This window comes from Tenacibaculum profundi (assembly GCF_057162725.1).
The window spans coordinates 475,505-492,323 of the sequence record NZ_CM169894.1 but is presented as its reverse complement, the minus strand read 5'-3'; the positions used below and the strand labels follow the sequence as shown (position 1 = coordinate 492,323).

The following is a 16,819-nucleotide window of genomic DNA, read 5'->3' as shown; positions in this document are numbered from 1 at the left end:
TACGACACCATACAAGAACCCTTGTACATCATTAAAACTCAAACTCAAACTCAAAAAATGAAAGTAAAATATCATTCTGAAAAAAATAGGCAATTGATAATTTCTTGACTGAAAAAGAGTTTGAAGAATTAATCTTGATAGTGATGTTTTTTATCCTTAAAAAATTGATTACAATAAAGCCACATGCTTAAATGAAAGATTTAGATTCTATATATGAATTTGAGCAAAGATTTAAGAAATATCTTAGCGGAAGATTTAAATAAGGCGAATTAGAATAAAATAGAGTAATTTTTTTGAAATAAAATCTCTTTTAAGCTAAATGTTACACCTTCCTTTTCTAAAAAGTTGTCCCTTGTTGTTGAAGTGTTTTTTTTTGAGTCTCAATGTTTATTTTGAGTTTCAATTCTACATATTTTAGACAAATCTGATTAAGACTATTTTGAGCAAACGTTATTCTGAAGAAGTTTCTTAATATGGGTAAAATCCCGCTGAAAGTTCTTCCCTTGTTTTTCTCAGTCTCATTCTTTAATCTTAAATTAATTTTACATAGGTGTCAAATTTTATTCATTGTATTGTTTAAATAAAAGAAAAAATACTCAACAAAATAGTGGTAATGTTGCTTTTTAGTGTTTTATTGCAAGGTATTGTTTGGTTATGATAAATTACGAGAAAAAATATTTACTATTCTTTCTTAGATAAGAAGAATGGTTAGATATTTACATGAAGAAAAAGTAATTGATCTAATAATTTTTATGGATTCACAATAAAAATCCGTAAATTTGCACTCCTTTTTACAATAACAGATTTGAAAAGGGTATATTTTTATTTAAAAAAGTTTAATTTCTCTTAGCGTTAGTATTGTTAAAATCTGGCTAACAAAAAGATACAAAAACATTCAGACATGTCTGAAGAAACAAAAAAAACAGCGGAAGCTGTAAATCCAGCAGAATTTTTAGCAAACTTTGATTGGCACAAGTACGAAGAAGGTATTGAGGCAGTTGATGAGTCTAAATTAAAAGAATTTGAAACAGCTTTAGAAGGAACTGTAGGTTTCGTAAATGAACGTGATGTAATAGAAGGTGTTGTAGTTCGTGTTACTGACCGTGATGCTATTATTGATATAAACTCTAAATCTGAGGGAGTAATTTCATTAAATGAATTTCGTTATAACCCTAACTTAGCTGTTGGAGACAAAGTAGAAGTATTAGTTGATAAAAGAGAAGATTCTTCTGGTCAATTAGTACTATCTCACAAAAAAGCACGAGTAATTAAAGCATGGGATCGTGTTAACAATGCTCATGAAACTGGAGAAATCGTTAATGGTTTTGTTAAGTGTAGAACTCGTGGAGGTATGATTGTTGATGTATTTGGTATTGAAGCTTTCTTACCAGGTTCTCAAATTGATGTGAAGCCTATCCGTGATTACGATCAGTATGTTGAAAAAACTATGGAATTCAAAGTTGTTAAAATCAACCATGAATTTAAAAACGTAGTTGTATCTCATAAAGCATTAATCGAAGCTGATTTAGAAGATCAAAAACGTGAAATTATCGGTCAATTAGAGAAAGGACAAGTATTAGAAGGAGTTGTGAAGAATGTAACTTCTTACGGTGTATTTGTTGACCTAGGAGGTGTTGATGGATTAATTCACATTACTGATTTATCTTGGTCTCGTATCAACCATCCGAACGAAGTTGTTGAATTAGACCAAAAATTAAACGTTGTAATCCTAGACTTTGATGATAATAAGTCTAGAATTCAATTAGGATTAAAACAATTATCTGCTCACCCATGGGAAGCATTAAACCCAGAATTAAAAGTTGGAGATAATGTAAAAGGTAAGGTTGTTGTTTTAGCTGACTATGGTGCATTTGTTGAGGTAGAAGATGGTGTTGAAGGATTAATTCACGTATCTGAAATGTCATGGTCAACTCATTTACGTTCAGCTCAAGATTTCGTTCAGGTTGGAGATGAAGTTGAGGCTCAAATCTTAACCTTAGATCGTGAAGAGCGTAAAATGTCTTTAGGTATTAAACAATTACATCCAGATCCATGGACTGATATCACTTCAAAATACCCTGTAGGTTCTACGCACTCGGGAACTGTTCGTAACTACACTAACTTTGGTGTGTTTGTTGAGTTAGAAGAAGGAATTGATGGATTGGTATACATATCTGATTTATCTTGGACTAAGAAAATAAAGCATCCATCTGATTTTGTAACGGTTGGTGATAAGTTAGAAGTTCAAGTACTAGAATTGGATGTTGAAAATCGTAAGTTAAATCTTGGTCATAAGCAGACTTTAGAAAATCCTTGGGATGCACACGAAGCTAAGTATGCAATAGGGTCAATTCACGATGGTACCATTAAAGAAAAGAATGATAAAGGTGCAACGGTAGTTTTTGCTGATGGTGTTGAAGCATTTGCCCCAACTCGTTTCCTTGAGAAAGAAGAAGGTGGTAAATTAGCAAAAGGAGATGCTGTTAAGTTCCAAGTGACTGAGTTTAGTAAAGAATATCGTAGAATTGTTGTTTCTCATACATCTATCTTTAGAGAGGAAGAACAAAAGAATGTTAAGGCTGCTGCAAAGAAAGCTCAAGAAGTTGAAAAAACTACTTTAGGAGATATCGGCGGATTAGCTGAATTAAAGAAAAAAATGGAAGGAAAATAAAACAACATTTATTTCTTTTTATATTCTACTCTTTATATATGAGTAGTCAATAATATTAAATATCAGATAGAATTATCTATCTGATATTTTTTTTATTTAAAAAAAATAGAAACCGTTACTAAAAGCAATAGTTCTTAATCATCATCAAACCATAAGTACTTATTTGATATTTTCATATAAAAAATCAAATATTATTTGTTATAATTAACAATTCACTAATAGCAAAGAAAGTAGAATAAGAAGTACAAGGTAACTTCTTATTCACTTAATCGTTACATAATGTTGATTTAACCAACAATAATTTTACGTAAAGTTTTAATAATTAGATTCGAGCGATCTCCATAATTAAAGTTTTACGTAAAAAATCACATTATGTTTTTAATTCCCAAATTTAAAGAAAACAGAAATAAATTTTCATTTTTATTAATTGTTTTCATTATATCTTTATTTAATTCGTTAACTATTTCTGCCGAAGAAATTATAGAATTTAATAATTCAGGTAAAATTGAATCAGGTGACTCAGAGTCAATAGTTTTTATAGAATCTAATCTTGAAGATAAAGACCTAATCAGAAAATCGATTTTAAATAATCATGAAATTTATTCAAAATTTAAAAAAGAATCACCTGTACAGTTACATATTTTTAGTCATGCAAAGGAGGGGATGTTATTTATAAACGGAAAATGGCTTAATCGAATTGAAATACTAAAATGGTTTAATACTTTACTAATAGATAAGTCTAAGCTAAAGTCTCTTATTTTTTATGGATGTAACTTTGCTAAAGGAATAAAAGGAAGAAAAACAATCGATTTTCTCGAAAAAAAATTAAATGTGTCAGTAGCAGCCTCAACAAATATCACAGGAAAAGGCGGCGACTGGAAAATGGAGGTAGGTTCAATATATAATACAATTATTGTAAATGATTATAAATATTCCTTACAAGATACATGTCAAGAACCTGATCCCAGTGGTCTGATCTTACAAAAGGGATATGCTGTAATAACTTGTTTACCTGGTTTGGATAATATGACTATCGGAATCAAAGACTTTGGAGGTTTAGGTGCTTTGCATGATGGAGGTTCTTCTAATCATGGTTTATATTGGAAATCAACGCCTATGGTTCAAGGATGGACACCATCAAGCTTTGGAGGGCAAACTTTGATGGGACTTGCAATTGATAGAGACACAGGTGATATTTATACTTCCGCTACACGAATATGGGGACAAGGAGGGAATGCTAATATCTATAAAATAGATGGAATAACTGGTTCGGTTAGTTTGTTTGTTACCCTGCCAGGCACATCACTAACTGTTGGTTATATTGATATTGATCCAGTTCATAATATATTATTTGCTACCAATTATGATGATGGGAAAATTTATCGTATTGATCTAAATAACGGTACCATTTTAAATACATATGATTATTTAAATGCAGGAACAATAAATGGGAATGCGGCACCTGTTAATGAACTCGTTGTTGGAGTTGGGTATAATGAAATGCAAAACAAACTTTATTATTCTTTGTATGGAGTTAATAATATCAAGTCTATTAGATCATTAGAGCTCGATGCAAATGGAGATTTTATAGTATCTTCAGATAAGGAGGAAATTTGTATCGTAGATTCGGTCTCTAACTTTCCCGTAGGAGACATTGATTTCAATGCTGCTGGTGATGAGGTATTACTTTCAGAAATACAACTATCTTCAAATTGCATATATACAGGTTCCCATAGTGTTTTCAATTATCGTTACAGTTTAAATAATCAGAAGATATGGGAAAGAGCGAATCGATATCAAACGGGTATTTATCCCGGAAATGGGACAGGACCAAATTCCAGAGGAGGCGCTTCTTGGGCTTTCCATGACGTTACAGCAGGACAGGTGAATGGAGCGGAGGATTATGTAGTTTTCACAGGGGATGCACTAAATTATCCAACTCCTGCTATTTACGGAGTACAATTTTCACCAGTTAATGAGGAGTCACCATATAATAGTGTTTTAGTTGATTTGGATAATGATGTTGTTGGTGTGGATAAAAATCAATATGGTGAAATTGATATTTATTTAGGGTGTATCCTAGTAGCACCTCAAATAACCAACGCTATAAATATTGAATATACTGAATTTGATACGGTGGTTGTTCATGATATAGAGAGTAATGATGAAAAAGATAGCGAAAATAATGGATTAAACTATACGCTCTTAGGTGCGGATGCAGCTTATTTTTCAATAGATACAAATACAGGAGTAATAACTTTTAACAGTCCTCCTGATTATTCTGCACCTTTAGATGCTGATACTAATAATTTATACGAAATAACAGTTAGGGTTTGTGATTCTGATAGTTTATGCTCTGATGAGCCTATCAATATAGCTATTATATCATCAGCCAGTTCCGATTTTGATGGAGATGGTGTGAGTGATTTGGATGATGTTGATGATGATAATGATGGTATAAAAGATTCTGTAGAATCACCTAACTGTTTTTTATCGTTGAATGAAGCTCAATCAGGTGACCGTCAAAATGTGGTAACGATTACCTCTGGTGTCACTATGGATCCTTCTTACAATAATGCTAATTTACTGGTTGATGGCAACAACACAGGTGCCATCAAATTTTATCCTAAAAATTTAACAGAAATAGCAATATACACCTTTGAGTTCATTAGACCTGTTGAAATAGCCCAACTATTTTTAACATACACTAACTATTATGGTCAATTTAACGGAGCACAATTAAAATTACAAGGAAGTCAGGATGGTAGTTCTTGGATTGATTTAAATGTAGCAAGTACTTATAATAAATCTCTAACTAATAATCCAGTTTTAACTTATGGTAATTATTGGCATCATGTATTTACAGTTACGCAAAATGCCTCAAGTTATAAATATTATAGAATTTATAGTTTATCAGGTACCGCAGAAACAAACTCGTATGCATCTGAAATATTTTTCGATTTAAATAATTATGTGGCAGAATATTTTCCTTTACTTGGATGTTCTGACGATTATGAAGGAGATGGTTCTTTAAACCATTTAGATACGGATAGTGATAACGATTCATGTTCTGATGCTGATGAGGCTTATAATTTGTTTAATACAGATGGAGATGACGGAGAACAATATGGAACAGGTGATCCATTGACTTTAGCAGAAAATGAAGTGAATGCAGATGGATCTGTGATTGGTGCTGCGTATAATACAGGAGATATTCCAGCCGTTAAGGATGAATCGAGTATGGTTTGTCCACCTGATAATGATAACGATGGTGTATTTGATCATTTAGATCTGGATGATGATAATGACGGAATCTTAGATATAGATGAAGGGATAAATTGTAACCCAGCGATAAATTTAGGTGTCGATGGAACCTTCGAGGACTTAGCAGGAATAGCCAGTACAGATGCATATAATAGCAATGTTACCGCAGGAGGATGGGTAAATGGTGCTGGAAGTGCAGATTCCTGGCAATCGCCTATGCCTACTACAGGTTCAGGTACTTGGTCAGGAATTGCTGATGGAACACCCGCATCACCTGATGGAGGTGTGTTTGTTGGAGGGTGGACTAATGCATCAGGAAGAGGCGAATCCTTTTACACTGATTTAACAAATTTAACGGTAGGAGAACAATATACTGTAGTTTTTTACCAAACACACGCAGGGATTGAAGGTACAACTGCAATCAATGATTTAGCACGTTTTGAAGTTCTTTTTGGAGGAGTATCAAAGTTTAGTAACGAACAGCCTTATCTTGGTGAGGGAAATCAAGTATGGCAGGAAGAACGAATTGTTTTTACAGTGACTTCGGCAAATCAAAGGTTAGAGTTTTATGCTCATTCAGGAACTGACGGTCATGTAGCAAGTTCAACAGGATATAATTATCCAGCTTTAGATGAAGTTAAAGTTTTAGTTGGAGATCATTCTTCACCTGGTTTAACCTGTATTGGTGAAGATACTGATGGAGATGGTATTTATGATCATTTTGATTTGGATAGCGATAATGATGGCTGTTATGATTCTTTGGAAGCCAATGGTAATTATAATTATACACAATTAACAAATGGAGCATTTACTGGAGGTGTAGATGCAAACGGTATTCCTTTGATCACATCAGGAGGGCAAGTTACTTCGGCATCCGTTACTAATGCAGATAATGGCTCGGCTTGTTGCGATCCAGCTATATCTGGTTTTGAGGATATAGATTATGATAATATTAGTGATTATTGTGATTTAGATTCAGATAATGATGGTATTTTAGATTCAGAAGAATGTTTTACTGATGCAGGAAATTTCAGTATTATTGATGCCACAAAAGGAACTTTTAATTTACCAAATTCTGGTGGCACTGCTAATTGGTCAATTACTCAAACAGGAGGTACAATCCTATCCTCGGGTTTAACAGATAATAATGAGTTGTACTCTGTTTATACAGGTAGTTCAGATTGGGATTTAGATGCTAACTTTAAAATAAGCTCATTACCTTCTGGTGTTAATTTAGAACTAAAACTGTTTGGTTTTGTAGATAAAAGTTCTTCAGGTTTTTCAGCTAGTTTCGGATCAAAATTTTCTACCTATACTATCACATGGAAAGGAGGAAGTGGGAATGCTAAAATTTATGATCCTCAAGGAAACCAAATTATTGGAGGAGATCATAGCATATCAAATGGGGGAAGTTTTACTCAAGCTCCAGGAGATAAAGGAAGTGGTGCTTGGAGTAATAACTTATTAAGATGGTATGTTGTTTTTCCTGTAGGGGCAACTGAATTCTCTATTAAAGCAGCAGGAGGCGCCTCTTTAGAAGGATTCAGATTTTCAGTTGATGAAATATTTTGCCCAGACACAGATGGTGATGGAGTAAAAGATTATCTAGATTTAGATAGTGATAATGATGGTTGTTTCGATGCATTGGAGGCATCAGGGTCATACAATTATACACAGCTAACAGATGGAGTATTTACGAGTGGAGTTGATGGAAATGGTATTCCTTTAACAACCTCAGGAGGGCAAGCAACAACGGCAGCAGTTACTGATAGTTCTGATAGCATTGTATGTTGTGATGTTTCCATTTCTAGTTTTTCAGACAATGACTCTGATGGTATAGCAGATTCCTGTGATTTAGATAATGATAATGATGGAATCTTAGATTCTGTTGAATGTTCTTTAGAAGAGGTAGTAATGCCAATTAGTGTTTCCAGTACGGACAGTGATTTTAATTCACCAGTTAATGGAGTAGGTCTAGCTGGATCATTGAATAATACAATTGATGGTAGTTTGGGAACCTATATTGCGGATGCGACTTCAAGTGGAGGTTATTCGGATGTATCATATACATTTCCGGAAACGGATATGAAAAAAATAAGAATATATAACAATGGAGGAGTAGTTTTAAGTGACGCTCAAGCCATAAGTTATATTGGTGAAATAAGATTGTATGATGCGTCAAATATATTAAAAGCTGTTATAGCTGGTAGGTCAATTCCAAATGGAGATTCTGGAGGAAATCCTTTTGAAATAGATGTTCTTTACCAAGATATTACTCGAGTAGAATTTCTGAACTTGTCTGGCTTATCGGGAGGAATCGCATGGAGAGATATACAACTTATTGCATGTGTAGATTCAGATGGTGACGGAACCCCCGATTATTTAGATTTAGATAGTGATAATGATGGTTGTAATGATGTTTTGGAATCAGGAGGAACCGATGGTGACTCTGATGGAGACTTAGACGGAACAGGATTTGATAGTAATGGACAAGTCACTGGAGGATCAGGAGGTTATGATGGAGTAACGGGTAACGAAACAGAAGCTACCAGTTTACAAGTAGATACCCAACCTAGCGATGCAACCATCTGTTTAGGTGATAATGTAACCTTTACGGGAGTAGCTTCCTCTTTAAGCACAACGATATTTACAGGAACAGCACCGGCAACCACACCAAATTATAGTGGAAGTACACCCAATACCACAGATTTAGAATATCAATGGCAAGAACAAGAAGGAGGATCGGGGCCATGGACTAATATTCCTAACGGAGGAGTTTATAGCAATGCGACTACAGCAAGCTTAACTTTAACAAATTCTTTAATAGGAGCGTCGAATAATAAATATAGATTATTAGTAACCAGTACAAAAAACACATGTGCGAGTGTAACGACTTCGGAAGCTACTTTAATCATAAATGATGTAACAGGTGGAACTGTTGGATCAAATCAAACAATTTGTTTAGGAGATGATCCGGTAGCTTTCACAGAAACAGAAGCTTCAACAGGAAGCGGAACTTTAAGTTATCAATGGGAAAGCAGTACCGATGGATCTATTTTTACACCCATTGGAGGAGCTACTAATGCCACGTATGATGCAGGAGTGCATACTCAGAACATGTGGTATAGAAGAGAAGTATCTTCTTTACTTAATGGAGTTACTTGTACCGCCTTAAGCAATGTTGTACAAATTACCGTAGATCCAGTTCCGACGATTAGTATTGATGATAATACAGTTGCAGAAGGAACCACCGCAAACTTTACAGCTACCATAAGCCAAGCGATAGCCTGTGATGTTACTTTTGATATAACTACGAGTGATGGCACGGCAACGGGAGGAAGTGATTACACATCACAAACAAGTCAAAGTTACACGATTACCGCAGGAAATACTACAGTAACGATTCCAGTAGTAACGATTAATGATAGTACGTATGAACCAGCGAATGAAACGTATACAGTAACATTGAGTAATGTTCAGACAGGAACGGGAACTTCAATTACAACAACTGATTTGATCGGGACAGGAACGATTACAGATTTAGATGATAGTGCGCCAACTATCAGTATTGATGATATCACAGTAACCGAAGGCGCCACAGCAAACTTTACAGCTACTTTAAGTAATGCTGCCCAGTATGATGTGACCTTTGATGTAAGCACGATTGATGACACTGCAGAAGCAGGGGCAGATTATACCCCACAGAGTAGTGAAAGTTATACGATTTTAGCCGGAAGTACTACGGTAACGATTCCAGTAGTAACCTTAGGCGATACTACCTATGAGCCTACCAATGAAGTTTATACGGTTACGCTTAGTAATGTAGGTATTGGTTCTCCAACACCCGAGTCAATTACGACCACGGATTTGGTAGGAAACGGAACGATTTTAGACGACACTACGACCAGCCCAGCGCCAACGATTAGTATTGATGACATCACGGTAACCGAAGGAGATACAGCAAACTTTACCGCGACTTTAAGCAATGCATCGCAGTATGATGTAACCTTTGAGGTTACTACGAGTGATGATACGGCAGTTGCAGGAGCAGATTATACCTCTCAAACAAGTCAGACGTATACAATATCAGCCGGAAGTACTATGGTAAATATTCCAGTAGTAACCTTAGGGGATACGACCTATGAGCCAACGAATGAGACCTATACCGTTACGATGAGTAACGTACGTATCGGTTCACCAACACCAGAAGGAATTAGTACTACGGATTTAGTAGGATCAGGAACAATTTTAGATGATACAACAACCAGTCCAGTGCCAACGATTATCATTGATGACATCACAGTAACCGAAGGAAGTACAGCAAACTTTACCGCAACCTTAAGTAATGCTGCTCAGTATGACGTGACCTTTGATGTAACCACGAGTGATGGCACTGCAGAAGCAGGGGCAGATTATACCTCACAGAGTATTGAAAGTTATACTATTTTAGCCGGAAGTACTACAGTAACGATTCCAGTAGTAACTTTAGCAGATACTACTTATGAGCCGACTAGTGAGACCTATACCGTTACGCTGAGTAACGTAGGTATTGGCTCTCCAACACCCGAGTCAATTACGACCACGGATTTGATAGGAGATGGAACAATTTTAGACGATACAACAACTAGTCCAGCGCCAACGATTAGCATCGATGACATCACAGTAACCGAAGGAGATACAGCAAACTTTACAGCGACTTTAAGTAATCCCTCCCAATATGACGTGACCTTTGATGTGACCACGATTGATGGCACTGCAGAAGCAGGGGTAGATTATACCTCACAGAGTATTGAAAGTTATACGATTTTAGCTGGAAGTACTACCGTAACGATTCCAGTAGTAACCCTAGGTGATACTACGTATGAACCTACCAATGAGACCTATACGGTTACGCTGAGTAATGTGCGTATTGGCTTACTAACCCCAGAGTCGATAACCACAACAGATTTAGTAGGAGATGGAACAATTTTAGATGATACAACGACCAGTCCAGCGCCAACGATTAGTATCGATGATATTACAGTTGCCGAAGGAAGTACAGCAAACTTTACGGCTACTTTAAGCAATGCATCGCAGTACGATGTAACGTTTGATGTTTCAACCAATGATTTAACTGCTACATTTGGAACCGATTATTTACAACAAAGCAATGTAAGTTATACAATACCTGAAGGAAGTACAATAGTTATTATTCCAATAACAACTATTGACAATAATGTTTATGAGACAACAGAAACTTATGAAGTCTTATTGAGTAATGTTTTTATAGGTTCCCCAAGTCCCGAGTCGATAACTATGACAGATTTAGTTGGTGGAGGAACAATTACAGATAATGATGTAAACAATCCATGTTTACCAGATTCAACAGATACTGATGGCGATGGTTATTGTGATGCTATAGATCCAGGTCCCAATGATCCTTGTATTCCCGATAATACCGATGCTGATAATGATGGCGTTTGTGATACGGTTGATCCAGATCCAAGTGATCCATGTATTCCTGACAATACCGATGCTGACAATGATGGTGTATGTGATACAGTAGATCCGAATCCAAGCGATCCCTGTATACCAGATGCTACCGATGCCGATGGTGACGGTTATTGTGATACGGTAGATCCGAATCCGAGTGATCCTTGTATACCAGATAGTACGGATGCTGATAATGATGGTTATTGTGATGCTATAGATCCAAATCCTACAGATCCTTGCGTTCCTGATAATACCGATGCTGATAATGATGGCGTTTGTGACACGGTAGATCCAAACCCGAGTGATTCTTGTGTTCCCAAAAGTACTGACACAGATGGTGATGGTTATTGTGATATTGTTGATCCAGGTCCCAATGATCCGTGTATACCAGATGCGACTGATAGTGATGGCGATGGTTATTGTGATACTGTTGATCCAGGTCCCAATGATCCGTGTATTCCAGACGCTACAGATGCCGATGGCGATGGCGTTTGTGATACTGTAGATCCAGAAGTTGTAACACCTTGTAGCTCTCTTGATTTAGATAGCGATGGCGACGGGATATGCGATAGTGTTGATCCTAATCCAACAAATCCATGCGTTCCGAATGGAGTAGATAGTGATGGCGATGGCGTTTGTGATATTATAGATCCAAATCCAAGTGATCCATGTAATCCCAATTCTATGGATGAAGATGGCGATGGTTATTGTGACACGGTAGATCCAAATCCCACAGATCCATGTATACCAGATGCGACAGATGCTGATGGTGATGGCGTTTGTGATACGATAGACCCAAATCCCAATGATCCATGTAATCCAAATTCTATGGATGAAGATGGCGATGGTTATTGTGATACTATAGACCCGAATCCCACTGATCCCTGTATACCAGATGCGACAGATGCTGATGGTGATGGCGTTTGTGATACCATAGATCCGAATCCGAATGATCCATGTGATTCAGATAGTGCAGATAGTGATGGTGATGGTTATTGTGATACTGTAGATCCCAATCCCACAGATCCCTGTATTCCAGATGCCAGGGATGCAGATGGCGATGGAATCTGTGATACGATAGACCCAAATCCAAATGAGGCATGTGATCCGAATTCAGTTGATGCTGATAATGATGGCGTTTGTGATACGGTTGATCCAGATCCAAGTGATCCCTGTATACCGAATGCTACAGATGCCGATGGTGACGGCGTTTGTGATACGGTTGATCCAAATCCAAATGATCCCTGCATTCCTACTGGAAGTGATATAGATGATGATGGCATTTGTGATGTTGTTGATCCGATAGTCACTGACCCCTGTCCTGTAGGAGCTCCAGATAGCGATGGTGATGGTGTTTGTGATACGGTTGATCCAGATCCAAGCGATCCCTGTATACCAGATGCTACCGATGCCGATGATGATGGCGTTTGTGATACGGTTGATCCAGATCCAACTGATCCCTGTATACCCGATAATACAGATGCCGATGGTGATGGTGTTTGTGATACGGTTGATCCAGATCCAGGTAATCCATGTATCCCAAATAGTCATGATGAAGATATGGATGGTGTTTGCGATACTATAGATCCCGATATAACAGAACCTTGTGTGCCTGATAGCGCCGATAGTGATGGTGATGGTATTTGTGATGTCATAGATCCAAACCCGAGTGATCCTTGTATTCCAAATAGTAACGATGAAGATATGGATGGCGTTTGTGATACAGTTGATCCAGATCCCACAGATCCATGTGTTCCAAATAATATAGATGCTGATAATGATGGGGTCTGTGATGTAATAGATCCAGATCCAGGTAATCCATGTATTCCCAATAGTCATGATGAAGATATGGATGGCGTTTGCGATACAGTAGATCCCGATATAACAGACCCATGTATTCCAGACGCTACAGATGCCGATGGTGATGGTGTTTGTGATACGGTTGATCCAGATCCAAGTAATCCATGTATTCCAGACAATACAGACAGTGATGGTGATGGTACTTGTGATATTTTGGATGTTGTGCCTAATGATTCTTGTATGCCAGATCCATTTGCTATAGGAACAGCAGACTGTGATGGTGATGGTATTAGTAATGCTGATGAATACGATTCGAATGGTGACGGCAGTGGTCCTGATGATCAGGATGGTGATGGAATATTAGATGTATTAGATATCGATGATGATGGTGATGGTATTTTAACTAGCGTAGAAGTAGGAGATGATAGAACGAATCCTGACGATACTGATGGTGATGGAGTTCCTGATTACCAAGATTTGGATAGTGATAATGATGGTATTTCTGATTTAGTAGAAGGAGGAGGAGATTCTAATTTGGATGCTAATAATGATGGTGTTATTGATGATCAAACAGATAGTGATAATGATGGCTTACCCGATTTGGTTGATTCAGATAATGGAGGCACAGTTTCCAATACTCCTGATACTGATGGCGATGGTGTTCCAGACTTTCAAGATTTAGATAGTGATGGCGACGGAATTAATGATGTTATTGAAGCAGGCGGAGCTGATACTAACAATGACGGTCAAATAGATACCGGTAATTTGATTGATGGTAATACCTTACCAGATGAAGATGGCGATGGAACTCCAGATGTAGAGGAACCGAATAATGATGCTTTACCAGGAAGCTTAGATGTTGATGGAGACGGAGTTATTGATGACTTAACAGATACTGATGGGGATGGTATTTCTGATTCTGTTGATGGATTAGATGGTTTTGGAGATGTCTTAATGACTGATACGGATGGTGATGGAATAGAAGATCTTTATGACCTTGATGACGATAACGATGGTGTTTTAGATGTTGTTGAACAAGCTGGAGACCTTAATAGAGATACCGATGGTGATGGAATTCCAGATCATTTAGATTTAGATAGTGATGGAGACGGAGTTTCAGATTTAATAGAGAGTGGGCAGGATGCCAGTATAGTTGATACCGACGGTAATGGCGTATTGGATAGTTCTACTGATTCAGATAATGATGGTATTATTGACACAGCAGATGCAAATGATAGTGATATCAACTCAGGAAGCAGTACAATACCTCTTGATACTGATGGAGATGGTCATTTTGATTTCCAAGATTTAGACAGTGATAATGACGGAATATCGGATTTGATTGAAAGTGGATCAGATCCAAATCTAGATAGTAATCAAGATGGTATAATAGACGATACAATTGATACTGATGGTGATGGGTTATCCGATTCGATAGATCCAGATAATGGTGGAGTATTACCTGATGTTCCCGATACCGATGGCGATGATTTATTTGATTATCAAGATTTGGATAGTGATGGAGATGGAATTACTGATCTTCAAGAGGGCGGAAATAACCCTAATTTGGATAGTAATAATGACGGCATACTTGATGATCTAACAGACACCGATGGTGATGGACTAGTTGATTCAGTAGATTCAGATAATGGAGGAGAGGTTCCAAACACGCCAGATTTTGACGGTGATGGCTCACCTGATTATCAAGATGCAGATGATGATGGAGACGGCATTTTAACTTCAGATGAACTAGGAACGGATGGCAGTTCTCTAATAGATACCGATGATGATGGAATCCCTGATTACCAAGATTTGGATAGTGATAATGATGGTATTTCTGATTTAGTAGAAGGAGGAGGAGATTCTAATTTGGATACTAATAATGATGGTGTTATTGATGATCAAACAGATAGTGATAATGATGGCTTACCCGATTTGGTTGATTCAGATAATGGAGGCACAGTTTCCAATACTCCTGATACTGATGGCGATGGTGTTCCAGACTTTCAAGATTTAGATAGTGATGGCGACGGAATTAATGATGTAGATGAAGCAGGCGGAGCCGATACTAACAATGACGGTCAAATAGATACCGGTAATTTGATTGATGGTAATACCTTACCAGATGAAGATAATGATGGTACTCCCGATCTTCAAGAACCTAATAATGCAGCTTTACCAGGAAGCTTAGATGTAGATGGAGACGGCGTTATTGATGACCTAACAGATACTGATGGTGATGGTATTCCTGATTTAGTTGACGGTTTAGATGGTTTTGGAGATGTCTTAATGATTGATACCGATGGTGATGGAATAGAAGATTTATATGATTTGGATGCTGATAATGATGGAATTTTAGATACCGTAGAACAGGCAGGTGATGTGAATAGAGACACTGATGATGATGGTATTCCAGATCATTTAGATTTAGATAGTGATGGTGATGGAATTCTAGATTTAATAGAAAGTGGTCAAAACGCTAGTATTGTTGATGTTGATGGAGATGGTGTATTAGATAGCTTGCTTGATGCTGATAATGATGGAATTATCGATACAGCTGATGCTGACGATAGCGATATTAATGCAGGAAGCAAAACAATATTAGATGATACTGATGGAGATGGTAGACCTGATTTTCAAGATTTAGATAGCGATAATGATGGTATTTCAGATTTAGTAGAAAGTGGTATAGATATATCATTAGATAGTGATGGAGATGGTATTATAGACGATCAAACTGATAGTGATGGTAATGGTTTAGCAGATTCAGTAGATCCCAATCAAGGAGGAATAAGATCTATTATTCCCGATACTGATGGAGATGGTAGACCTGATTTTCAAGATTTAGATAGTGATGGTGATGGTGTTACAGATTTACAAGAAGGAGGCAGTGATCCATTATTGGATCTTGATGGTGATGGTATGCTTGATGATATGACTGATTCCGATGGTGATGGTTTGGTTGATTTAATAGACCCCGATAATGGTGGAGAATTACCCGACGTTCCAGATTTTGATGGTGATGGTTTGCCAGATTACCAAGATATCGATGATGATGATGATGGTATTTTAACGATTTTAGAAGACATTGATGGAGATGGAGATCTAAATAATGACGATACTGACGGTGATGGTGTTGCAGATTATTTAGATATGGACGATGATGGTGATGGCATTGATACTATCGATGAGTCAGCAGATCAGAATGGCGATGGAGGTCCAGAGGATGCATTGGATACAGATGAAGATGGAATTCCAGATTATTTAGATCCAGATACGCTACCATGTTTGACGATTTATAATGAGTTTACTCCTAATGGAGATGGTAATAATGACAACTTTGTAATTTCATGTATTGGAGAAGAGCGTTATAAAAATAATCGATTAGAGATTTATAATCGTTGGGGAACTTTAGTTTATAGCAAAAACCGATACGATAATAGTTGGTCAGGTTTGTCTAATGGACGTTTTAATATTCAAATAGAGGAACAATTGCCATCAGGAACGTATTATTATCTATTAGATCTAGGAACAGGGGCTAAGGCACGAACAGGCTGGTTATATATTAATAGAGAGTAATTAATTTTTAATGTAATAATCGAGACGTGTAGT

The 16,819-nt window shown here is 36.9% G+C and carries 2 protein-coding genes; both read left to right on the top strand.

Translation table 11 applies throughout. The features are described 5' to 3' along the window. Nucleotides 1–901: 901 nt before the first annotated feature. Nucleotides 902–2,671, top strand: coding sequence for a 30S ribosomal protein S1 (gene rpsA, locus AC2GW8_RS01810; protein ID WP_440881087.1), 1,770 nt, complete (start codon nucleotides 902–904; stop codon nucleotides 2,669–2,671). Between the two features lie 372 nt (nucleotides 2,672–3,043). Then, nucleotides 3,044–16,786 carry a Calx-beta domain-containing protein gene (locus AC2GW8_RS01805; RefSeq protein ID WP_440881086.1) on the top strand — a complete coding sequence of 4,581 codons (13,743 nt, stop codon included), beginning with the start codon at nucleotides 3,044–3,046 and terminating at the stop codon, nucleotides 16,784–16,786. The last annotated feature ends 33 nt before the right edge of the window (nucleotides 16,787–16,819 follow it).

Bases quoted from the DNA above. Each gene is read 5' to 3' on its own strand.
- rpsA (WP_440881087.1), top strand. From the start codon at position 902: ATGTCTGAAGAAACAAAAAAAACAGCGGAAGCTGTAAATCCAGCAGAA.
- AC2GW8_RS01805 (WP_440881086.1), top strand. From the start codon at position 3,044: ATGTTTTTAATTCCCAAATTTAAAGAAAACAGAAATAAATTTTCATTT.